This window comes from Leeuwenhoekiella marinoflava DSM 3653, from assembly GCF_900129005.1.
Lineage (GTDB): Bacteria > Bacteroidota > Bacteroidia > Flavobacteriales > Flavobacteriaceae > Leeuwenhoekiella > Leeuwenhoekiella marinoflava.
In genome coordinates this window covers 240,238-263,788 of record NZ_FQUN01000006.1, presented here as the reverse complement: position 1 = coordinate 263,788, position 23,551 = coordinate 240,238, and the positions used below count along the sequence as shown (strand labels likewise).

The window sequence follows — 23,551 nt, the reverse complement described above, 5'->3', positions numbered from 1 at the left end:
TAGTATTGCAGAACCCAATCGTTTTTTTTTACATTTAACCACATATTGCACCAATTATTAAAAATTATTTATGCGTCGCGTTATTGTTGATTTTAAGAAGCTTACCCCCGAGATTTTAGCACTCTTGGTTGATAAGTACCCCTACGGATATGATGATGATCAAATCATATCTTTTAAAAATGCAAAAAATGAACTCATCGAGTGTGTTGAAGTTCGTACTGCAGATACCATTTATCTGGTTAAAGTGAGTAAAAAGCTTGAAACCTCTATGGAAAATTATGATGTAGACGACTATGATGATGAAGATCTAACAGAACCAATCAGCGAAATCCCTGAAAAAATTGCAGAGGATGATGATCTTCCTGAAGAATCGGATGATGATGAAGAAGATTAATTCTTTGCTCAATCTTCATTATAAATAAAAAATGCTCTCAAATTATCGAGAGCATTTTTTATTTAATCTATTTGAAATGAATTTTAGGCTTCTACTTCCTGTTCTATTGATGCCAAATAACGTTCTGCATCTAAGGCTGCCATACAACCAGATCCAGCAGCGGTAATCGCTTGTCTATACTCTTTATCTTGCACATCTCCACTTGCAAAAACTCCAGGCTTAGCAGTTTTAGTAGATTTAGCTTCAGTTAAAATATAACCGGTTTCGTCCATTTCTAACTGACCTTTAAAGATATCAGTATTAGGTTTATGACCTATAGCAATGAATAAACCTGTTATTTCAATTTCAGAAGTTTCTTTAGTCTCACTATTAATCATTCTAAGACCTTCTACCACCTGTTCTCCTAAAACTTCATCAACTTCTGTATTGTATAGAACTGTGATGTTCTTACGAGAGTTAACACGGTGTTGCATAGCTTTAGATGCACGCATCTCATCTTTACGTACTAACATGGTAACATGCTCACAAATATTAGCAAGATAGGTAGCTTCTTCTGCAGCAGTATCTCCACCACCTACGATTGCAACATTTTGCTTTTTATAGAAGAAACCGTCACAAACCGCACATGCAGAAACTCCTCCTCCACGCAATTTTTGCTCACTCGGTAAGCCTAAATACCGAGCTGTTGCTCCTGTTGAGATTATTACGGTTTCCGCTTCAATTTCAGTGGTATTGTCTACAACCGCTTTATGAATCCCTCCTATTTCAGAAGAAAATTCAACTTTAGTAATCATTCCTATGCGCACTTCGGTACCAAAACGTTCTGCTTGTTTCTGCAGTTGTACCATCATCGTAGGTCCATCTATTCCTTCCGGATAACCGGGAAAGTTATCAACCTCTGTGGTTGTAGTTAACTGTCCTCCGGGCTCCATTCCGGTATACATTACAGGTTTTAAATCTGCACGCGAAGCATATATTGCAGCGGTATAACCCGCAGGTCCAGATCCTATAATTAGACATTTAATTCGTTCTACTGACATATAAGTTATTTTAGTCCACAATGTGGAATTTTAAATAAAAAAGACCTCTATCTAAATTAAGAAGTCACCAAAAGGCATTAAATATTCATACAAAAATACTTTATTAAAAACACTTTATAAGAGCTTACAAAGCACAATTATAAGTCGTTATTAACATTGCAAATTTACAGATATAGCTTTGTTAAATAATTGTATTGAAGTTTGTTTTGATTATTTTTAAATCAAATAAATTGATATGAAAATTAGTACGCTTGTATTCTTTACCTTATTAACTACATTTTTGGCTTGTGGTCAAAATCCTAAAGAAGTTAAAGCAAATGATATTCCTATAACAGTTTCTGAAGTTTATTCGCACGAAGTTGTTGTTCCAGACCTTATAAATCCTTGGGGTATGGCTTTTTTACCTGACGGAAGTTTGCTAATTACTGAAAAATCTGGGGAGCTTATTCATTTTAAAGATGGAATCAAAACTGAAATTGAAGGAGTTCCTGAAGTTTATAATCGTGGGCAGGGAGGTTTGCTAGATATATGCTTAAGTCCAGATTACGCAGACGATGGATGGATTTACATTACCTACTCTTCTACCCAAGGTTCTGAAAAAGGTGGTAATACCGCTTTAATGCGTGCTAAACTGTCTGAAACTAGCTTAACAGATCAGGAAGTTCTTTATAAAGCTTCCCCAAATACTACAAAGGGACAACACTGGGGAAGCCGAATTGTTTTTGACAATTCTGGTCACGTTTACTTTACTGCAGGTGAACGAGGAGAACGAGATGTCAATCCACAAGATATAACACGAGATAACGGTAAAGTATATCGCTTAAATAGAGATGGAAGCATCCCGACAGACAATCCTTTTGTAGGAGAAGCAAATGCCAAAGAGGCTATATGGTCCTACGGGCATCGCAATCCGCAAGGAATGATAATCAATCCTAAAACTCAAGAAATATGGGTTCACGAGCACGGTCCGCGTGGTGGAGATGAAATTAATATTATTAAAAAAGGTGCTAATTATGGCTGGCCTGTGATTACTTACGGTATCAATTACAGCGGTACCGATATTACAGATCAAACTAAAAAAGAGGGAATGGAAGATCCTCTCTATTATTGGGTTCCTTCTATCGCACCTAGCGGAATGGCTTGGGTGACAGGAAATCAATACCCTGAGTTAAGCGGAAACATTTTAGTAGGTTCTCTCAAATTTGTTTATCTCGAAGCTCTTTATTTAGACACTGATAAAGTTGTGAAAAGAGAGAAACTATTAGATGGTATTGGCCGCGTACGCAATGTAATTCAAGGTCCTGATGGTTTTGTTTATGTAGGTGTTGAAGGAGTAGGAATTGTAAAACTTATCAAAAATTGAAAAATCTAATTTTCATTACATGCAGTATTGTATTTCTCGTAATTTATACCGAAAACAAACCGGTAAGAAATTTCAATACAGAATATATTACCAATCAGCAAGACACCTCACTTACAGCAAGCATAAAACGTGGTCAAGTTGTCTAGGAAGACTTTTGATGCAGTGCCATATGGCTACCGGCACATTTCCTCCTCTGGCACAAGCTGACTTCTTATTAGAAAACAGAATAAAAGCTATAAAAGCAATCAAATAGGGCCTTAAAGGAGAACTAAAGTAAACGGAGCCATCTCCAATAGTATAATGACTCCGTTAGGCTTGTATGATGATGAAGTAGCAGATGTTATGAATTACATCTTAAACTCTTGGGGCAATACATCATCAAAAAGAATTACTGAAAAGAAAGTAGCGCTAATTGAAAAGTGATTATTCAATACGCTTATAATTTTCTGAAAAAATACGGTTACCCTCTTCATCTACGGTAATTTGACTGTATTCATCTTCTGAAATTTGAAGTTCAAACGTAAAGATTCTTAGAGTATCTATTACATTCATCATACTCTCAGAACCGTACTCCAGCGTTTCTATGAGCTGATCTTCTGAAGCTACATAGCTTCCGTAACCAAACCATTCAACAGAATCTTTAGGCACATAACGTGTCCACATAACACGATCTTTAGTATACATTTTAATTTGGCGGTAACCATCTGTTGTGGAAACGGTATCTGTAATTTGATTTTCATCATAATGATAAAAATCACGCAGTTCCCAAGTACCTCTAATTAATAAATCATTATCCTGCTTAGGGACAAGATTATTTGTACTCCAAGAAGTACAGATCAAAAAAAGTAACGTAATAAGTGAAAGTTTCATAATACAAGGATTGAGGAATTGAACATTTTTCTCTTATTAAGGTACAAAAAATATACAATTAACAAACTATAACGTTATAATTTATAAATAGTTAAACGATTAATTTAATTTATTAAAAATATTACAAAGGTATTCTACGAGTCTTGAATATTAATTTTAAGACTCGTTAAAAAGAATTGTCCTATTCTAATTTAAAGTCTTTGGTATCTAACTCAAATATTTATATTTGCAGCCTAAAAAATTCGGGATGTAGCTTAGTCCGGTTAAAGTGCGCGTCTGGGGGGCGCGAGATCGGAGGTTCGAATCCTCTCATCCCGACGAACCAAATCTTGGTTTATATCAAAAAGCCTGTTAATCAATGAATTAACAGGCTTTTCATTTTTTATGATACCATCTGATATCATCTAAAATCAAGGCAAATGTGTGCAATTCGGTGCGTAAAATTATCGTAAATATATCTAAAATTGCTTTTCAATACAGTTTAGGTTTTTTTTGTAACTAATGTTTTTCACTTTTCTGTAACGATAAATGGTGTTAGATGTAGTGTTTTGTTCAATTAAAAGAATGTCGAAATTCAATAGGAGAACTATTGGTTTTATTCTTAAATAATTTACTGAATGATGCAGGGTATTCAAACCCTAATTGATAAGCAATCTCACTTATACTCAATTCTGTAGATGATAATTTTTCTTTTGCCTTCTCAATTAGTTTATTATGTATGTGTTGTTGGGTACTTTGACCACTGCTAGCTTTCAGCACACTGCTTAAGTAATTAGGTGAAAGATTTAAATCGTTTGCAATTTGATTGACAGTCGGAATTCCATTGGCTAAAATAGCTGGGTTATCGAAATAGTGATTTAAGCGTTCTTCCAATCTGGTGAGGATTTGGTGATTGGTAATTTTCCTTGTAATAAATTGTCGTTCATAATAACGTTCAGCAAAATTCAATAATAGCTCAATCTGTGAAATAATTATATTTTGACTGAATTTATCAATATCAGATTGATATTCTCTTTGAATGTTTTTAAATAATTCCACTAAATTGGCTTCTTCTTTTTCTGATAAAAAGAGGGCCTCATTAACGGCGTAACCAAAGAAATCATACTTTTTAATAGATGCTGCTAAGGCTGTATTCCATAAAAAATCTGGGTGGATCAATAATAACCACCCAGAGGCATTTACTTTTATATTTTGATTTATTTGAATGTTCAGGATTTGTTGAGGTGCCACAAAAGACAGTACACCTTCGTCAAAATCATAATTTTGCTGTCCGTAATTGAATTTTTCGCTTACATTTCGCTTTAACCCAATGGAATAAAAATCCTGTATCCATTTAATTTCATTTGCATCTTTTGGATAGTTCACTTTACTATAATCAACCAGACTAATTAATGGATGCTCTGGTTTGGGTAAATTACTATAATTGTGAAATTCACTTAGAGCTTTAAATCGAAATAGTGTTTTCATTCTTTAAAATTAGTGATTAGTTTTCTTTGTAAAAAACCATTCCTGCGTGATAAAGAATTCCGTTTTTAAATTCTCCATCAGCTGTAAAACCTGTGTCATCTTTATAGTCAATATGATTTCCAATTATTGTATAATCTCCTTGATAAGCACTTTTTCTATTGCCTCTTGCTTCGTCATATCGATTATTAGGTAATAACTCGTGACGTATATTTCCGTCTTTGGTGACCCACATACCAATGTAATCTTTTGATATTTCTGTTGTTTCTTGTTCCATAATCTAATTGATAAAACCTGTTGAATTTCCTAAAACTTGGTTTTCTTCCATAGCTTTTTGGATTGTTTCAATTTTTAAATTTGCGTAATGGTATGCATCTTCTCCCATAAAAAAATGTACAGGTGGATTTTCTTGTTGACTTAAAGCAATAAATACGTCTGCTGCCTTTTCGGGATCGTTGGGTTGATTGCCATTGATGTCATTGATATGCGCTAGTTCCATTTCCCGAGCAGCTTTGTAATCTTCAATGGGATTAGCTGGAGTCTGAACCGAGCCTTCTGATAAAAAATTTGTTCTGAAATAACCGGGATATACTAAAGTGGTGTTGACGCCAAATGGCTTCATTTCTTCTGCTAAAGCCTCTGTAAACCCAGCAACTGCAAACTTTGTAGAGCAATATATCCCAAAACCTGCAAAGTTTCCGGTATAACCACCTATAGACGATAGGTTAAAAATATGCCCTGATTGTTGCTTACGTAAATATGGAGATGCATTTCTAATGACATTGAGAGAACCAAACACATTAACATTAAAATTAGTCTCTACTTCCTTTTCAGAAAGTTCTTCTAAAGTTCCAATTTGACTATACCCGGCATTATTAACTAGAACGTCAATCCTACCAAAATGACTGATTGTAGCATCTATGCCGTCCTTAACTTTTTGGTTTTCGGTCAAATCCATTTCGATGGGTAAGAATGTTTTATTTTCTTCTCCAATTTCTTCAATCAAGGACATTTTAGATCTTGAAGTGGCAGCTACACTAAAGCCTTGAGCAAGTAATTTTTTTGTAAGTGTTAACCCTAAGCCTTTAGATGCTCCAGTAACAAACCATACTTTTTTAGTATTCATATTTCTTTAGATTTAAATTAGAATACAAAGTTGGGTGAATAGCAAACCATTTACTTTTCCATATCTAAGAAAAGTATAGTTAAATCTACTTTTATTTTAAGCTTGAGTTTATATTACCCTTAGGCGTTTAATATTTGGAAAGTAAGGCAGTAGAAAGCGATAAACTTTCCCACATTACGGGTCAAAAAACAAGTCAAAAGTAGGTCAAATTCAAGCCAAAAGTAGGTCAACTCCCAGGCATCCCCTAGGCAAAGCCTAGGATAGTGTATGAAGAGTGTATGAAAACCGCTTTTTAAAAGTGTAAAATTAAGATTTCCTTAACAATAAGACTAATTGCTTACTTTTGTGGCTAAGTGTCGCGTAAATCGTTGTGTTAAAGCAATTAATTCTTTTTAAGCAACTCTTCCAAATAAGCCACCTTATCTTGCTCTGCCTGAACTAAGCGCTCGTATAGTTTCTTGTTTTCCTCGTAAGATTCAACAAGTTTATCAATGGGATTGAAAGTACAATTGTAAGCAGCAAAAGTTCCAATTCTCTAGTTATTACCAATGCCGAATTGTGGAAACTTACAATACCTTAATTTACTCTATTGGAATAATCAATAAAAAAAATTAACTATCAAGCTTAAAAATACATTCCATTGGAATCCACTTTTCATTTTTATTAGTTTTTGGAAGGGCTTGTTGGTAATCCCACATTAGTTTTTCCCATTCCTGAACTTTAGGATTTTCTAAATCCATGTGCTTTTTTTGTTCCAGCTTAAAATTATCTGCAACTTCCATAATCATAAAAAGACGATTCTCACACAAGTAAATTTCCATATTGAGAATTCCTGCATCTTTTATACTCTTTAAAATCTCAGGCCATACCGCTTTATGATACTTCTTATACTCAGCAATAAGAAAAGGATCGTCTTTAAGATCACAAGCAAAGCATAATCGATTTGAATTTTTCATCAATCTTCTAACTTGTAATTTTTATAAACATCTCTTCCATATATGCCAATGATTACAAAACAAACTAACGGAAGCATAAAAGAAAAATTAACTTCAGGTATTCCCAGTATTGTTGTGTCTGTATAACCAGAACCTCCTAAATCAAGTATTAATCCTTGCAATGCTGGCATGAGGGCTCCTCCTACAATTGCCATTACTAAAAAAGCAGCTCCAAATTTTGAATCCTCACCCTGTCCTTCAAGGGCAATCCCATAAATTGTAGGAAACATTATAGACATAAAAAAAGAAATACTTACAAGTGCAATAAGACCTACCATACCGGGAATAAAAATTGTTATGAGTGTGCAACAAGAAGCACCTAAAGCAAAAAATAAAAGCAATTTGCCGGAGTTAATATATTTCAGCAATGCGGTGCCTATCCATCTTCCGGTGAGAAAAACAATTAATGCTGCTATCCCATAATTGACCGCTTTGGTATTATCTATCCCAAAGGATTCTGCATATTGATATAAATAGGTCCAACACATTATCTGAGCTCCCACATAAAATGCTTGGGCAATCACTCCTCCTACAAACTTCTTGGATTTAAACAGACGTCTAATTGACTTTCCGATATCTACCTTACCTTCTTGCTCCTTGTTTTGTGGCATTTTTACAATATTTATAATTACAAAAAAAGCAATGACGACAAGACCAAGTATCACATAGGGGTCTCTAATTACAGCTAAATCTGCAGTTCTTATAACCGCTTTTCCTTCTTCTCCTAAAGTTGAAAAAACTGGAACTCCGTCAGCTGATAAATCATCAGACTGAAGTGAGGCAAGAATAAACTTTTGAGCAATTATCAATCCTAGGAGCGCTCCCATAGGATTAAAAGCTTGAGCTAAATTTAGTCTCTGAGTAGCAGTTTTTTCGGAACCCATAGAGAGAATATAAGGGTTAGCAGTAGTCTCTAAAAACGCTAAACCAAAGGTTAAAATGTAAAGTGCTGCAAGAAAGAACCCAAATTCTTCATACGCAGCTGCCGGATAAAAAAGTAATGCTCCCAACGCATATAGACCTAAACCTAAAAGAATTCCTTTTTTATAAGAATATTTGTTTACAAATATTGCTGCAGGCAACGCCATCGTAAAATAACCTCCATAAAAAGCAAGCTGAACCAATGAGGCTTGAAAGTTATCTAGTTCTAAAACCTTTTTAAAGGCAGAGACCATAGGATTAGTTATATCGTTTGCGAAACCCCATAAAGCAAATAATGAGGTAATTAATATAAAGGGTAACAAAACAGATTTTGCTACCAAAGGCGTTTTAGATTTAGTACTCATCATTTTAAGTCTCTATATTATTTTGCCGGTAAAAGCGCTCGATCAAGATGTACATATCCCCCATCTACAAATAAAAATTGTCCGGTGGTATGTGAAGATTTATCTGAAATAGTAAACAGAATGGTATCTGCTATTTCTTGTGGTGTGGTCATTCTGGTTTCAAAAGGAATTGTATTTTGAATAGCTTGTAATTTTTCGGCTCCATGCTCCATAGTATCTATCCAGTTTTCATAAGCAGGCGTATAACTTTCTGCTATAATCAATGCATTACAACGGATACCATCTCGTATCAAATCTACTGCCCATTCTCGAGTAAGACCTAAAACTCCCCCTTTTGCTGCAGCATAGCCGGAAGTACCTCCCTGACCGGTAAGGGCTACTTTAGACCCAACATTTAAAATAGAACCTTTGCTCTTTCTCAATAATGGTAATGCATATTTAACTGTTGCAAAAAAACTCACCAGATTCAGTTTTAAAGAGTACATAAAATCGGCTATTGAGCCTTCTAATGATATACCATCATTAACTCCCACATTATTGATGATTGCATCAATACGACCGTATTTTTCAGTAAGTTTTTCTATTGATTTTTTGATTTGCTCAGTATCAGATAAATCGGTTTGATAAAAAGTGCTGTCAATTCCTTTTTCCTGCAACTGATTTTCATATTCAAAACCACGAGAATTGCGGTCTAATAAAACGGGAATTGCTCCTTCTTCTGCCAAGGCAAAAACCACAGTGTGTCCTATGCTACCTAGCATTCCTGCAGAACCGGTAACTAAAACTACTTTTCCTTCTAAGTTTAAATTCATAATTTAGAGATTGTAAAAGTTAATGGCGTTAATACCCATTATTTTTTGCTGTTCATCTTCACTTAATTTATTGATGAAGTCTTCTGTTGTTCGTTTTACATCCGCAAATGTTCCGGCGACAAGACACACAGGCCAATCTGAACCAAATAATAATCTGGAAGGTCCAAATGCTTCCAGAACGAGTTCCATGTACGGGTGTAAATCTTGGGAAGTCCAGTATTTATAATCTGCTTCGGTTATTAATCCTGAAAGCTTGCAGGATACATTTTCACATTCAGCAACCAATTGCATCACCGCAGCCCATCCCTCATAAAAACCATCTTTTACGTAAGGCTTAGCTAAATGATCCAGTACAAATTTTTGCTGTGGAAACTTCTTTACAAACTCTAACACGGAAACCAATTGATGTGGAAACACTAAAATATCATAGGTATAATCAAAATGACCTAAAGCAGTTATCCCTGTCAGAAATTCTTTCCGAAGTAAAAAATTAGGATCTGATTCTCCTTGAACTATATGCCTGAATCCTTTAACGATTTTATCGTGTGAACGTTTTTCAAGAAGTTCTTCAATATTAGAATTTTGCAAATCTACCCAGCCAACTACTCCCCTTATAAAACTGGTTTCAGCAGCCAGTTTTACTAAAAAATCAGTTTCTGAATTGGTCTGATCTGCCTGTACTGCAACACATCCATCAACCTGCTGATCAGCATAAATTGCTTTTAAATCAGCAGGTAAAAAATCCTTTCGTATCGCAGCCATAGAATCAGCAATCCAAGAATGCTTTATAGGATTGTAAACCCAAAAATGCTGGTGGCTGTCAATAATCATAAGTTCTCGTAGGCTACAACTTCTTGCTTTGATATACCCAAACCTTCAACTCCCAATTCCATCACATCGCCCTGTTTTAAATAAAGCGGTGGTTTTAAACCCAGACCTACTCCAAAAGGCGTTCCTGTAGAGATAACATCACCAGGCAATAAGGTCATAAACTGACTGATGTAACTAACCACCTCTTGTATGTTGAACACTAAATCTGAAGTCGTACTATCTTGCATGGTTTTTCCATTTAGCTTAAGCCATAAATGCAAATTATTAGGATCCTTAACCTCATCTTTTGTTGCTAAAAACGGACCTAATGGTGCAAACGTATCGCAGCTTTTTCCTTTTACCCATTGTCCCTCCCGTTCTAATTGAAAAGCTCGTTCACTTACATCATTATGAAGCACATAACCGGCGACATAATCAAGTGCCTCTGATTCTGAAACGTAAGAAGCTTTCTTGCCTATAACAACCGCAAGTTCTACCTCCCAATCTGTTTTGGTACTTCCTTTAGGAATAACAACCGTGTCGTAAGGACCTACAATTGATGAAGTTGCTTTAAAAAACAACACCGGCTCTTTAGGTAGATCCATACCGCTTTCTGCTGCATGTTTTGCATAATTTAGACCTACACAAACCAGTTTAGATGGTCTGGCAATGGGAGATCCCAAACGTGTGTTTTCAGGTAAAACCTTACAACTAGACTGGTTTTCGTTTAACCACTTTTCTAATCGGTTTAAACCATCGGTTTCAAAAAATTGTTCGGTATAATCTTCTCCAAATTCTGAAACATCTATTTTAGTAGTATCTGCAAGTTGAACTCCGGGTTTTTCATTATTTAATTCCCCAAATCGTATTAATTTCATGAATCCTTTTTATATGTTTTTAATTATTCAATTTTATAAAACCTCCGTCAATAGGAAACTCTGTACCGGTTATAAATGAAGCTTCGTCAGAACAGAGATACAAAGCTAAATCTGCTACTTCCTGAGGTTTTCCCATACGTCCTATAGGTTGTGTTTTTGAAAGTTTATCAAACATTTCAGCTTCTTCTCCCGGATAATTATTCTTTATAAAACCATCTACAAAAGGAGTATGAATACGTGCCGGAGAAATACAATTACAACGAATACCATATTCCAGATAATCTTTTGCTACTGAATACGTCATCGTTAAGGCTGCCCCTTTTGACATCGAATAAGCAAACCGATCTGCAATACCTACCGATGAGGCTATTGATGTCATGTTAAGAATGACTCCTCCACTTTTTTTCATAAATGGAATTGCTGCATACATACAATTGTAAACTCCTTTTATATTAACGGCATAAACACGGTCTAAGTCTTCTACAGAAGTTTTTTCTAAAGAACCTATATGAGCGATACCTGCATTATTAATCAGAATATCTATCGTCGAAGTTTTTGAAATACTTTCTAGGAGCTCTAAAACTTCTTTTTGGTTGGTGACATCACAAAGATGCGCCGTAGCTTTACCTCCAAAACGTTCAATTTCTTGGGCTGTGTTAGTAGCTAATTCTTCATTCAGCTCAAAAATATGTACGTGAGCATTATGGCTTCCAAGTGTTGTAGCTATAGCTTTACCTATACCACTACCCGCTCCAGTTACTATTGCGGTTTTGTTTTTTAAATTAAACTTCATAGTTTGAATTAATGCATTAATTTAATTTTTCTTTTTATGAAATCGTTATAGTATTGATCATAAATGAATTTAATAATTAATCTGTAAAGCTAACCATTGCTTTAATTACTTTGTTTTCAGGTGATAACCACGAATCAAAATGTGTAATCATTTCGGTAAAATTCACCTTATGCGTTATAAAAACATCTGAAGGAAAGTGCTTCAAATTATTTAATACCAGTTGAAAATCTTCAAGAGTAGCGTTTCTGCTACACAAGATGCTTGACTCTTTTGCATGTATTGCCGGGTGATTAAATAGTAAGTCGTCTTTAGATAAGCCCACCAATATATAACGACCTCCATGTGCCATATAATCTACGCCACTTTCTAAAGCTCTTTTATTTCCGGTAGCATCAAATACAGCTGTTGCCAGCTCTCCATTTGTGATTTTTGCAACTTCGGCTACGGCATTTTGAGACACGTTAACGATATGATCAACTCCTATTTTTTCTTTTACAAATTCTAATCTTGATTCAGCTACATCAAGAGCAATCGTATGAGCTCCTTGAAGTTGAGCAAGCTTTAATATACCTATTCCTATAGGGCCACAGCCAACAACAACAATTGTTTCTCCAGCCTTTAATGCAGCTCTTCGTAATGCATGGGCTCCTATAGCAAGAGGTTCTACCAACGCCATTTCATCATAAGAGAGGTTCTCTGAAGAGATTAACAATTCAGTGCGTATTGCTAGAACTTCTTGCATCCCACCATCTGTATGCACTCCTAAAACCTCAATGTTTGTACAGCAATTGGTCTTAGCCTGGCGGCAAGCAACGCAATCACCACAACTTACATAAGGCATAACTAAAACCCGATCCCCATTCTTTAAATTCTGCGGATTATCACCAACATCTATGATTTCTCCTGAAAGTTCATGCCCCAAAATACGAGGATACTTAAAAAATGCCTGATTGCCGGCATATGCGTGCAAATCTGTACCGCATATACCTACACGGTGAATTTTAATTAATGCTTCATCAGCCGCTCGCTCTGGTTTTTGCTTATCATTAAGCAAAAAAATTCCCGGTTCTTCACAAACAATATATTTCATGATTATTCCTTTTTTTCTATTGGTTCTACTGCAATATTAAGTAATTCACTTTGAAGCTTTGGAGAGGATGCTTTAAGAGTGATTAGATTCTCAAAACGATTAGATTGTATAATTACAATACACTTCCCATTGTATACTTGACAGCTCTTGTCTTTAAAGGAGTTTAAGTTGGCTTGATATCCATTATCAACTCCTACAATACTTCCACCTCCTTCGATACTAAAATTGATTTGATTATTTGACTTGGGTGTCAAATTTCCGTTTTCATCTAAAACCTCAACCGTAACATAAATTAGATCATAGCCATCATCTGAGATTGCTTTTTTATCTGGGGTTAACTTAATTTGTGCAGGTGCTCCGGCTGTTTTTATTTCTTTTTCCAAAACGACTTTTCCATTTTTACTGGAAACTGCTTTTAGAATTCCGGGGACATAATCTACTTTCCAGGAAATATGTAAATCATCTCCGTTTTTAGATTTGCTGCCTAATGATTTTCCATTTAAAAAAAGTTCAACTTCATCCGCATTATTATAATATGCCCAAACGTCAACTTCTTGTCCCTCATCCCAATTCCAATGCGGAAATAGATGCAGAACAGGTTTAGTTGTCCATTCACTTTGATACATATAATACACATCTTTAGGAAAGCCAGCTAAATCTACAATTCCGAAATAAGAACTGCGCGCAGGATAGGGATACGGGATAGGTTCACCCAAATAATCGAAGCCCGTCCAGATAAACAAACCGGCAATAAAATCAAGCTTTTTAACCTCTTTCCAGGTTTCTTCATGTGTTGAACCCCAATAGGCTGAAACCATGTCGTAAGCAGAAACGGTATAATCTTCATTTCCGTCAAAAGGAGCATGATGTGCCGGTGGCCATCTTTTTACCTCAGCTGCCGGAAGATCATAATGACCTCGTGTAGCTAGAGCAGACATAGTCTCTGACGCGATGATTTTTTCACCTTTAAAACGATTGGGAAATGATTTATAATCTTCGTGTTTGTAGTTAAAACCTAATAGGTCTAAAGCGCCAGACTGGTAAATAAAATTTTTCTCAGGAATATTTTCAGTCAACGCACAGGTTACCGGTCTGGTTTTATCAAGCTCTTTCACAAGCCCCACAAGCTCTTTTGTTATAGCAATACCGGTACTGTCAAACTGCTCTCTGATCTCATTACCTATACTCCACATAAATACCGAAGGATGGTTGCGGTCGCGCTTAACTAAATCCTGTAAATCTTTTTTATACCAATCTGCCCAATCGGTATGATAATCTGCTGCTACTTTTTTCTTTTTCCAAACATCAAAGGCTTCATCCTGAACAATAAAACCCATTTCATCACATAATTGCAATAACTCAAGAGAAGGTGGATTGTGAGCAGTTCTGATTCCATTTACACCCATGTCCTTTAGAATGCTAAGCTTGCGTTTTATCGCGTATCTATTAGCCACCGCGCCTAAAGCACCATTATCATGATGCAAACACACCCCTAAAATTTTTGTAGAAACGCCGTTAAGCGTAAACCCGGTTTCTGCTTTAAAATCAAAAAAACGAATTCCTAAAGGAGTTTTATACTGGTCTACAGCTTTGTCATTCTCATAAATTGTAGTGACAATGCTATAAAGATGTGGATTTTCTATACTCCATAATTGCGGTTGGTTAACTCTGGTAACGCCAGCAATACTGTCTGTACTTTTAGCTTGAATGCTTCTTTCTTCGGAAGTAATTGTAGCAACTTCTTGTTGTTCTGAATTTAAAATACGGGAGATGACGCGATAGACTTTCTCAGCTTCTGAATCATTCTGAAGCTTCACTGCTAACTCCACCTCGGCCTGCTCTTTTGAAACCTGTGGTGTTTTAACAAAAGTTCCCCAATGCGCAACATGTAATTTTTCGGTAGCTACAAGACGCACATTTCTATAGATCCCGGAACCGGTATACCATCTGGAGTTTGGCTGAGCAGAATTATCTACTCTTACAGCTATTATATTTGTTTCAGTTCCATAATTTAAATGTTTGGTTAATTCATAAGCGAATGAAATGTACCCATTAGGACGTTTACCCAAGTATTCCCCATTAATCCATACTTCGCTATTTCTGTAAACACCATCAAACTCAATAGCGACAGACTTGTCTTTCCATTCCTTTGGTAAAGAAAACGTTTTACGATACCAACCAATTCCTGCCGGTAATGCTCCACCTTCCGGTTTTGTTGGATGTTCTTCGCTAAAAGATCCTTCAATACTCCAATCGTGTGGCAGGTTTAAACTCCGCCAACTTTGAGTATTAAAACCAATATTCTGAGCATTAGCAGTATCTCCTAAATGAAATTGCCATTCAAAATTAAAATCTTCAACAATACGATTTTCCGCTTCGGAAGTGTTGCATGAAACAAGCAAAAGCAAACAAAAGCTACTCAGTATGAATCGATAAAAAATGCTCTTAATCATAATGTTTTATTGAAATTCAAAAGATTCAATGCGTAGTCCTTTTAAATCAGATCCTTGAAGCGTGATTTTGTAAGTTCCGGCGTTAATAAAGCCTCCTGAAGTAGTATTTAAAATTTTCCACTTTTCGCCTGCTGGCGGAAATGCGATTGTTTGATTCGTGACTTTAATCCCGTTTGCATCCTCAATCGTCAACTGTGCGTTAACCGGATTTGTATTCATATTCATAAAGCGATAGCGCAATAAATAGCTATTCGCAACGCCGGGATTGACTTCAAACGTGATGCTGTTTGAGGTCGCTTTGGTAAATTGGATATAATCGCTTTTTTTGAAAAAAGCTTTTTCAATTCCTTCACCCGTTGTAGTTGTCTCCTCTGCTTCTAATTTGATAATCGTTCGGGAATTATCTTCAGTTTCAAAATTATAAGACGGAACATGTGCAAGCGTAAACATCGCGGTATTCGGATCTATGTCTTTTCCTGAAAAATGAAATGAATCACCTTTTTTAAATTCTTTAGAATACACATCGAAAGCCTTTCCGGAAGTATTTTTCACCTCTTCTTCAAGCTTCTCAAACCCCTTTAACCAAACTGGTTTTTTAGTACTTTGAGCATCATAAAAAACATAAACGGTAGCAGAATTATCTAAAATTAATTCTCCGGAAAAATCAGTATTCACAGCTTCCCGGAAACGTATGTAATCTGCACCATATAAAGCTGAAGGAAGTTTTGTAAACCGAATAGCAGTATCTAAGTATTGTTTGCTGTTTTGATCTAACCAGGTCGAAGTCGTAAGAGTATCGTTGGCTTTAACATGCAACATTGGCTTTGCTGAAAGCTTTGTTTCTACATTTTTATTTTTACTCGCAATGGCTATCGCAGAAATTATTGCCTGGCCTGAAGTCGCTCTTGGAAACGAAATGCTGATTTTTCCATTTTTACTGATAGCAGTAACTGTCTTTTTTAATGCTGTATCATGACCAACTTCTTTCCAGATATCCAGATCTTTCAATACCTTTTTATCATTTATAGCTACATCAAAAACCCGCCAGCCTTCACAATCCATCCCACCACCGGTACCATACCAGGGCTCGGTGAAATACAGCTCAACAAGATACTCGCCGTCTTCTACTTCAAATTCGTATTCTAATTTATCAGCCCCATATCTGAATTTTTGAAAAAGCTCCCAGTCTATTGTCCCTTTTATCGGATCAAATGTCCGGCGCTGACTGGCATAAAATACAGGTAATTGTTCAAAATCGTCAGTCCACGAATAAGAGCCATAATTAGATTTATTCGTTTTATGAATATCAGCAGACCATATATTACCATGTGAATCGGTATAGGCTGCTCCTCCACTATTTACCCGATATACATAATGGTATTCTGAACCTCCTTTGAGGATATCAGTATTCTTTTCTTTTAAAGATTGTAATCCCGGAGCTTGTGGTAACGTGTTTAAAACGATATGATCTTTCGCTACGGGCTTGCCATCTACATAACCTACAGCATACAAAACATTGTATTGAATAGCTACGTCATCAAACTGAAAATGTTTTCCGCGACCGGGGTTTTTAAGCTTACCCAGTGAACGGTCGTTTACATCATTAAATAACTCGACTTCATCACAATTGGAATAAACTGTTATTCCATCTTTTATATCGGATTTTTCCCACCTGTTGGGCCAGCTATGCGAAACGATATAGACCATTGGACTGGTTCCTTTTGAGACGTAATTAGCGCGATACATATAATACGCGTCTAAAGGTTCGCCCCAGATGGTAAATAAGCCTTTATAATTAACGGGTCCTACTTTATCTATTTCTCGATAGCCTTCCCCGTTTTGAGTCCTTCCGGGATTTTCATGAGAAGCAAATAACCAATTGAATTGCCCTGCGACTTTGTCATTCACCGCTTCTGCCTCACGCACTTTGATTTCCATCAATTGAGCAAAACGATCTTCACTTAATGCTCCATCTTGGTCAAATTCGCCTTCCGTATGTAAGTCTGCTGTTCTCCAGGCACCATATTCCCCATTTAAAAGCTGTTCTGATAATTCTTCGGAATAGTTATAAGGATCACCACCATAGGTCCCGGACCAGTTTTGGATTACATTCCAATCTGTACCTTTACCGCCGTTACAGGTTGTTACAATACGTTGAGAGGAGGTTGTTGGATCCATCTCTCGAATAATTTGGGTACACTCCTCCGCAAATTCTTTAGGAATGGTGCTTTCATTTTGCAATCCCCACATCACAACTGAAGGATTGTTTCGGCGTTCTTTAATCCATTCGCGTAAAAGGGTTTTAAAATTTTCTTTGAACTCTGGTGTGTCGTACCAGATATGCGCAGAAAACTGACTCCAAAAAAGAATTCCTTCTTCATCCAATAATTCCTGGTATTTTAAATTATGCGGTTGATGCGCTTCTCGAAAGGCATTAAAACCCGCAGCTTTAATCTGAGAGATTCTGGTTTTAATTTGAGCATCAGAAAAAGAATGACTTTTTCCGATTTCATGTTCATATTCACAGGTTCCATTAATGAAAACAGGAGCGTCATTCAAATAAAACCGATTATCATCATTATCACGGTTTAACGGCCAACTTATCCAACGTATTCCATAAGGTGTTTTGAGTTCGTCTATGAGTTTACCATCTTGAAAAACTTGTGTTTGCAACTCGTACAGATATGGATTTTCAGGAGACCAAAGTTTTGGATTTTTAAATTCCGGAAATTGTTGATCAATTTCTTTGGAACCAGTAAAAGACACTAGTTCCGACTCAATTTTCGCAACCTGCTTTCCTTCTTGATCTCTCAGAATATTAACTACGGTAATTGCTTTTGAAGAGTTCCCATAATTCTGAATTTCAGTAGTTGTATTTAATACGGCTTTTTCTTTAGCTGTTTCAGCAGCATTCCAAATATGTACTCCAAAAGGTTCAATACGAATAGCATGAGTGACAACCAGAGAAACCGGTCTAAAAATACCCAAGGGTTGTGAGCCTTCAGAAAAACCCCATTCTCCGGAACAGCCACCGCAAACCCAGGGCAGATCTGCTATAAACGAAGGATGAGCTGCTTTTACAACAATTGAATTTGTTTTATCAAAGTCAATCGCATCTGTTATATTTATTGTGAACGTGGTTCTTCCTCCTTTATGACCACCTACTTCTATACCATTAACCCAAACCGTGGCATAAGAACCTACCCCTTCAAAAAATAGGAAATGCTGCTTCCCTTTATTTTCAGAGTCTAACTCAAGGGTTTTCTGATACCAGGCTGTACCGTGTAAATTACCGTGAGACATTCTACGGTATCCGTAATACTGATCCCAATTGTGTGGCACAGAAACGGATTTCCAGCTGGAATCTGTTTCAATATTCCTAACAAACTCATTTTCACTTTTCGGAAGGCTATCTAACATAACCGTATTCCAGCCGGAATCTAATGTTATTTGCTTACGCACGTTAGTATCCTCACTTTCTTTTTTACAAGAAAATAGAACTAAAGACAAGACACAAAAAATGGAGCAAACGTTATTCATCTTTAATAAAATAACCAGTCCACAGCTTCTTTATCACCTTTACCAACATAGCCCACATCGCGAGACGTTTCTGCCTCGTTGGCATCGATAAAACCTAAGAGCAATACCCTACCCTTTCCTAATGAAAGTGTATGTTCCCCGGGTTCATAGAGATAGGTGTGAATATTTACCCGTGGTAAATCTTTTAAGGTAATAGCATTAGCAAGAATCACTTCTGCTTCTCCATGTATATTTCCAGCTGCATTGGTTTCTAAACTGGGCGGAAACAAAAACCGTTTCTGATCGGTGTTAAAATAACCTACCACAAGTTTTACCGGTCTATCGTTTTTAAACTGAATTTTAGTCCCCTGAGTATTCTGAGAACTTGCTTTAAATTTTAGTCCCTTTAATTGTCGTAATTCCGGAGCTATTTTTTCTAAAACAGCACCTTCAGTACTGTAAATTTGAGTACCTGAATTTAAGTTATAAGAACCTTGATTATCAGACAACAGCTCAACTTCAGCAGGTTGCCATGGTTTTCCTTCCACTCGATCTATTTTTCCATTCTTAGAAGCTTTTAAACGCTCAATATTTCGTTTAAAATTCGCCAGTTCCCGCTCGTAATGTGGCAATAACTCTTGCCAGGTTTTATTATTTCCATCATCGCCTCCTATCGGAATTCTGCGTTGTGCCGTCTGCATACTGTTTGCATACAAATACGAATCTTTGGTTAGATCTACAAGTTTCTCGTAATACGCTAAACTTTGTTCCAGATGCGGAAGTGCGTTATCTAAATCTGAAATTTCATTCGAATAACTGTAGCGCAAAACTAAAAGTGCCGCTTTTACTTTTTCTGAGAAAAAATTAGCAAAGGCATTATAGCAATATACATCATTCTGAAGCCTTTTAAATTCTTCCTGATCTTCAAACACCGCGCTTTGGGCTTTATCTATTGCTTCTACAGCTTTTTTTCCGTGAGCCACAATTTCATCTATAATCTGAACGGGAGTTTCCCCCACGTGAGGCTGATTTTCCCATTCTTTTTTTGCATAATCAATTAAAATTTCACCTACCGGACCACAGGATTCATAAAAACCGGGATATACCCGCCATTTATAGGGATTTACCAGCTGGCTTTCAAACATTCCCAGAAGCAAGGTCTGGCGGTTCCCTTCAGTAATACCAAAGCGACGTAAGGTTTTAGGAGCAATCTCTCCCGCTTCTTCATAGGCTTTCAATATCTGAGAACCAGACTCTTGATCTGTTCCATATTTATCAGCGAGTTGGGTACTCCAGAAATCAATTTCATCCTTTCGATCTCTGTTGCTTTCCCACGCATAACGCGACCACGCCTTATACCAGATCCAATCCCGATCCATTTCCAGCAAACGCGGTTCTGTTTTGTCTGGTGCATACGGCCAATCCCAATACGAAGTTTGCGGGTATAAATGCAGCGCATTAGCACCGTGAACCTCGTGCATTGCCTGTACACTCCTCTGTATAAAATCTGGCGATCCGTATCTAAACGGTTCAAGATTTGCCAGAATATGTACGTTTGAAATATGAGTTGATCCCAGTGAACTGAGCTTTTTATGAATTTCGGACCAGGGACCTCTGGGTTGGTATGTCGTAAGCGACTCGCCATTGTATTTATGAGTGGTATAGAGGTTTTTATAAAGCGGAAGTGCTTTCTCCATAACCAAAGGCGCATCGGTATCATGAGCCCTTAAAATAATGGGAGGTTCTTCGGTGCTGCCAATAGCTTTTAACCCGTCTTGAACTCCCGGAATAATCGTTTTGGTAAACCATGCTACATCATCATCTATAGTATTCATAGCTTCTCCTAATGCTACCAAAAGTCCCACATTAGGATATTTCTCTACAAAAGCAGCAATTGATTTACGCGTATAATCTGCAATAACCGGAGTGATCGGCCGGGATCTGTCTTGAGTTTCTATACCGTAATGTTCTGCAAAAGGTTTAGAAACAATGATGTTGTAAAACATCTGTATAACCCAGATTCCGCGCTTGTCTGCTTCTTCAGTTACAAACCTGAATATTTCTTCATTCTTTTTAAAATCTTCATCGCTCACCTCGACAGCAAAAGGATAATCATCTAATTTAACCAGCGAAGCAAAAGGATGCCCGTTCCAGAGATAAAGCGAATTCAAACGGTTATCAACCATCATATCCAGATACTCAATCCATAATTCCTTATCATAAAACCACGGAAAATTTTCTGGTGTATAGGGATATTCATAAACACCCCGACCTTCTAAATACGTAGTTTTTTGAAGTCCGATGCAGGTTCCTCTTAAAACCATTTCCGGACTGTCTGTTATATTGAGTGATTCAGGGATTGTTCCTGTTTTTTCAATTTGATCTGTTAGTTCTAGAATACCGTATAAGGTTCCTGAAGCATCTGCTCCCGAAATAGTAATATTCTTATCCGCTGTTTTAATTTCAAAACCTTCCTTCTCCAGTGAATCAGATTCTTCTGCAATTAAAATAAAGTTTTCCTGATCGGGTTTTTCCGCAGAAATACTTACTTCATAATCTTCAGCATTTAGAGCATCGGTAAGTTTTTGAATCCCAAAATTGATTCTTGGTGATTCCTGATCACTTACAATAGTAATCTCATTTTTTGAACTGCAAGACAGTGTAAATACAACAAGTAGTAAACTCAAATATTTCATTAAATGAATTTTTCGATTTAGTTTTCTTTAAAGACGTTCTTTAAATACGCCACATTAGCGCCATAATTACCTTTTACATCACGCACCATTGAGGTGTCTCGAGAACGTTCTACGAGCAACCAACCCTTCCAGTGCATCTTGTCAAGAGTCTGTTTTATTTCAGGCAGATCAAGGTCTTTATTATTCTCAAGCCATACGCCATCTGTAGTAGAAGCGTGTATTTGTGCGATATTATCTCTCCCTAAGATTTTCAATTCTTTCGAAATATCTCTACCATTATCTACCGCATTTGCAAAATTGAAAGAGATTTTGATATTTCGATTACCTATTTCTTTAAGAAGCTTTTTTTCCTCCGAAGCATCCAAAGAAGTTTCAATTGCAATGACCCCATCAATTTTATTGACTTGTTCCCCTGCCCATCTTAAACGTTCTATAACAGCAGGTCTTAATTCAGGATGCTTGATTAAATCACTTTCGGTTCCTAAAGGTAAATACGCGATCGAGACGTTCATATTTTTCATAGTCTCAATACAGTCATTCACCATTTTCTGATACGTTGGTCGTTCTGCAAAAGACTGTGCATAAAAACCAGACATTGCTATGGAACTTATACCGACTCCTGTAGAATCTGAGGCGTCTAAAAACTTTTTAAGTTCTTCAGGATCTCCTAATTTGCTGTCAAAAGTTTCGCGATTCCCCAGACCTCCCATATCTAATTCAATACCGTCTGCATCAATAGTTGATGCCACTTTAAAAGCACTTAGTTTTTGTCTTTTTAGAATCATCCAGTCACAAACGCCCACTTGGTAACGCTCTTTTGTAGGACCCGGCCATTCCCCGTTTTCAATAGGAAATGTGACCAGTTTATCAGGATCAATTTTTACATATTTAATGCGTTGCCGTCTCCACGTATATACACAATGCAACATTCCGTCTGATCCTTGAATAATTGCAGGATAGGAATACTGACTTATTCTTGAATCTTCTAAAACCAAAGCGGCTTCCCAATTGATCCCATCGTCTGATATTGCGATATTGAGTGGAGATCTATAGCTTTTATACGCACCATCTTCAGGTAAAACATGATTATAAATCAATGCATGTCTGCCGTCTGATAAGGTTACAGCATCTGTACCTGAATTGTTATTCGGTATATCCAGTAAATCAAGTTCTGACCAGGTTTCTCCATTATCTTCAGACCAGGTTGAAAATAGTGCGCTGTTTTTTGTGCGACCTAGGGCTTGTAATTTTCCATTTTCATGAATCAAAACACTGGGTTGAATCGCTTGAATTGCTTGATCTCCTTCCGGAATAGTGTCTGTCGTATTCCAAGTTTCTCCAAAATCAGATGTAGATTCCATTCTTAAATTCCATCCATTACCTTCGACGCTTGAGGGTAATACAAGCTTTCCGTTTTCTAATAAAACCGGTTTGTTTTTAATAGGTCCCAGATAACCTTCCGGAAGTTCTTCGGATTCAGACCAGGTTTCCCCGCCATCTGAAGAACGTATCAACATACCCCACCAGGTTGAAGGATGCGGACCAACTTTATAAAACAACATCAAATCTCCGTCAGGTATTTGATACAAAACCGGATTCCAGCTAGGATATCGCAACGTGTCATTTACAACTCCGTTTGCGACTTCAACTCCTTCTGTCCATTGTCCATTTTTCCGTTTACTTACCCAGATTCCCACATCTGGATCTCGCTCATTCGTGCCACCAAACCAAGCAGCTATTAAATCTCCAGAAGTCGTTTCTGCAAGAGTTGCCGCGTGAGCAGAAGGATAGGGTGCTGTTTTATAAATGTATTCTTCAGTAACAATCCCCTCTTTCCAGGTCTTATCTGTTAAAGCGATTTCCGGTTTTGGCACTTGTGCTTTTTGATCATTCTTGCAGCCGCTCAGCACAACTACAAACACTAAAATCAAAAATTTACAAACTGTTTTCATATCTATTTTT

General features: G+C 36.8%; 20 protein-coding genes, 1 tRNA gene and 1 pseudogene. 5 read left to right on the top strand and 17 right to left on the bottom strand.

Translation table 11 applies throughout. The annotated features are described in order from the left end of the window. Positions 1 to 70: 70 nt before the first annotated feature. Positions 71 to 394: a hypothetical protein gene (locus tag BUB91_RS05885; RefSeq protein ID WP_073098183.1), complete on the top strand. Its 324-nt coding sequence runs from the start codon at positions 71 to 73 to the stop codon at positions 392 to 394. A gap of 83 nt (positions 395 to 477) precedes the next feature. Here BUB91_RS05885 and trxB read toward each other — a convergent pair whose 3' ends face one another. Further along, positions 478 to 1,434 carry a thioredoxin-disulfide reductase gene (trxB, locus tag BUB91_RS05880; protein WP_073098181.1) on the bottom strand — a complete coding sequence of 319 codons (957 nt, stop codon included), beginning with the start codon at positions 1,432 to 1,434 and terminating at the stop codon, positions 478 to 480. 235 nt (positions 1,435 to 1,669) lie between these two features. On the opposite strand from trxB, the gene BUB91_RS05875 reads away from it, so the two are divergent. The 3 genes from BUB91_RS05875 to BUB91_RS21460 are packed head-to-tail and all read left to right on the top strand — an operon-like array spanning position 1,670 to position 3,220. Next, a complete protein-coding gene (locus BUB91_RS05875; protein ID WP_073098179.1) occupies positions 1,670 to 2,797 on the top strand; it encodes a PQQ-dependent sugar dehydrogenase in 1,128 nt (375 codons plus the stop codon). 19 nt (positions 2,798 to 2,816) lie between these two features. Continuing rightward, positions 2,817 to 3,050, top strand: a complete 234-nt coding sequence (locus tag BUB91_RS21260) for a hypothetical protein (protein ID WP_241652567.1) — start codon at positions 2,817 to 2,819, stop codon at positions 3,048 to 3,050. A 47-nt stretch (positions 3,051 to 3,097) separates the two neighbouring features. Continuing rightward, positions 3,098 to 3,220: a hypothetical protein gene (locus BUB91_RS21460; RefSeq protein ID WP_262490530.1), complete on the top strand. Its 123-nt coding sequence runs from the start codon at positions 3,098 to 3,100 to the stop codon at positions 3,218 to 3,220. On the opposite strand, the gene BUB91_RS05865 is transcribed toward BUB91_RS21460, so the two are convergent. Beyond that, the gene (locus BUB91_RS05865) at positions 3,221 to 3,667 is read right to left on the bottom strand and encodes a hypothetical protein (RefSeq protein ID WP_073098177.1); all 447 of its coding nucleotides are present in this window, start codon (positions 3,665 to 3,667) and stop codon (positions 3,221 to 3,223) included. 243 nt (positions 3,668 to 3,910) lie between these two features. On the opposite strand from BUB91_RS05865, the gene BUB91_RS05860 reads away from it, so the two are divergent. Then, positions 3,911 to 3,985: transfer RNA gene (locus tag BUB91_RS05860), tRNA-Pro, on the top strand. 234 nt (positions 3,986 to 4,219) lie between these two features. Here the strand turns inward: BUB91_RS05860 and BUB91_RS05855 are convergent. The 15 genes and pseudogenes from BUB91_RS05855 to BUB91_RS21250 form a co-directional block, all read right to left on the bottom strand. Continuing rightward, positions 4,220 to 5,134 (bottom strand): helix-turn-helix domain-containing protein, encoded by a 915-nt coding sequence (locus BUB91_RS05855; protein ID WP_073098175.1) that lies wholly within the window; start codon positions 5,132 to 5,134, stop codon positions 4,220 to 4,222. 16 nt (positions 5,135 to 5,150) lie between these two features. Further along, entirely contained in the window at positions 5,151 to 5,408 is a 258-nt protein-coding gene (locus tag BUB91_RS05850) for an Atu4866 domain-containing protein (protein ID WP_073098173.1), read from the bottom strand. A 3-nt stretch (positions 5,409 to 5,411) separates the two neighbouring features. Continuing rightward, on the bottom strand, positions 5,412 to 6,257 hold the full coding sequence (locus tag BUB91_RS05845) for an SDR family oxidoreductase (protein WP_073098171.1): 846 nt from the start codon (positions 6,255 to 6,257) through the stop codon (positions 5,412 to 5,414). A gap of 382 nt (positions 6,258 to 6,639) precedes the next feature. Beyond that, positions 6,640 to 6,771 (bottom strand): annotated as a pseudogene (locus BUB91_RS21255) (transcriptional regulator); the annotation flags it as partial. A 97-nt stretch (positions 6,772 to 6,868) separates the two neighbouring features. Beyond that, positions 6,869 to 7,213 (bottom strand): L-rhamnose mutarotase, encoded by a 345-nt coding sequence (locus tag BUB91_RS05835; protein ID WP_073098169.1) that lies wholly within the window; start codon positions 7,211 to 7,213, stop codon positions 6,869 to 6,871. Then, complete coding sequence (gene fucP / locus BUB91_RS05830; RefSeq protein ID WP_073098167.1) at positions 7,213 to 8,538, bottom strand: L-fucose:H+ symporter permease; 1,326 nt, start codon at positions 8,536 to 8,538, stop codon at positions 7,213 to 7,215. The genes BUB91_RS05835 and fucP overlap by 1 nt, the downstream gene beginning before the upstream one ends. A 17-nt stretch (positions 8,539 to 8,555) precedes the next feature. Beyond that, entirely contained in the window at positions 8,556 to 9,350 is a 795-nt protein-coding gene (locus tag BUB91_RS05825) for an SDR family oxidoreductase (RefSeq protein WP_073098165.1), read from the bottom strand. 3 nt (positions 9,351 to 9,353) lie between these two features. Continuing rightward, entirely contained in the window at positions 9,354 to 10,181 is an 828-nt protein-coding gene (locus BUB91_RS05820; protein WP_073098163.1) for an amidohydrolase family protein, read from the bottom strand. Continuing rightward, a complete protein-coding gene (locus tag BUB91_RS05815; protein WP_073098161.1) occupies positions 10,178 to 11,038 on the bottom strand; it encodes a fumarylacetoacetate hydrolase family protein in 861 nt (286 codons plus the stop codon). The genes BUB91_RS05820 and BUB91_RS05815 overlap by 4 nt, the downstream gene beginning before the upstream one ends. A 19-nt stretch (positions 11,039 to 11,057) precedes the next feature. Then, a complete protein-coding gene (locus tag BUB91_RS05810; RefSeq protein WP_073098159.1) occupies positions 11,058 to 11,831 on the bottom strand; it encodes an SDR family NAD(P)-dependent oxidoreductase in 774 nt (257 codons plus the stop codon). Positions 11,832 to 11,907: 76 nt separating this feature from the next. Beyond that, positions 11,908 to 12,921 (bottom strand): zinc-binding alcohol dehydrogenase family protein, encoded by a 1,014-nt coding sequence (locus BUB91_RS05805; protein ID WP_073098157.1) that lies wholly within the window; start codon positions 12,919 to 12,921, stop codon positions 11,908 to 11,910. 2 nt (positions 12,922 to 12,923) lie between these two features. After that, positions 12,924 to 15,374 carry a glycoside hydrolase family 2 TIM barrel-domain containing protein gene (locus BUB91_RS05800; protein WP_073098155.1) on the bottom strand — a complete coding sequence of 817 codons (2,451 nt, stop codon included), beginning with the start codon at positions 15,372 to 15,374 and terminating at the stop codon, positions 12,924 to 12,926. A gap of 6 nt (positions 15,375 to 15,380) precedes the next feature. Continuing rightward, positions 15,381 to 18,914 carry a malectin domain-containing carbohydrate-binding protein gene (locus BUB91_RS05795; RefSeq protein ID WP_073098153.1) on the bottom strand — a complete coding sequence of 1,178 codons (3,534 nt, stop codon included), beginning with the start codon at positions 18,912 to 18,914 and terminating at the stop codon, positions 15,381 to 15,383. 2 nt (positions 18,915 to 18,916) lie between these two features. Beyond that, the gene (locus BUB91_RS05790) at positions 18,917 to 21,589 is read right to left on the bottom strand and encodes an alpha-d-galacturonidase (protein ID WP_073098151.1); all 2,673 of its coding nucleotides are present in this window, start codon (positions 21,587 to 21,589) and stop codon (positions 18,917 to 18,919) included. A 17-nt stretch (positions 21,590 to 21,606) separates the two neighbouring features. Next, positions 21,607 to 23,541 carry an exo-alpha-sialidase gene (locus tag BUB91_RS21250; RefSeq protein ID WP_073098149.1) on the bottom strand — a complete coding sequence of 645 codons (1,935 nt, stop codon included), beginning with the start codon at positions 23,539 to 23,541 and terminating at the stop codon, positions 21,607 to 21,609. Positions 23,542 to 23,551: the final 10 nt, after the last annotated feature.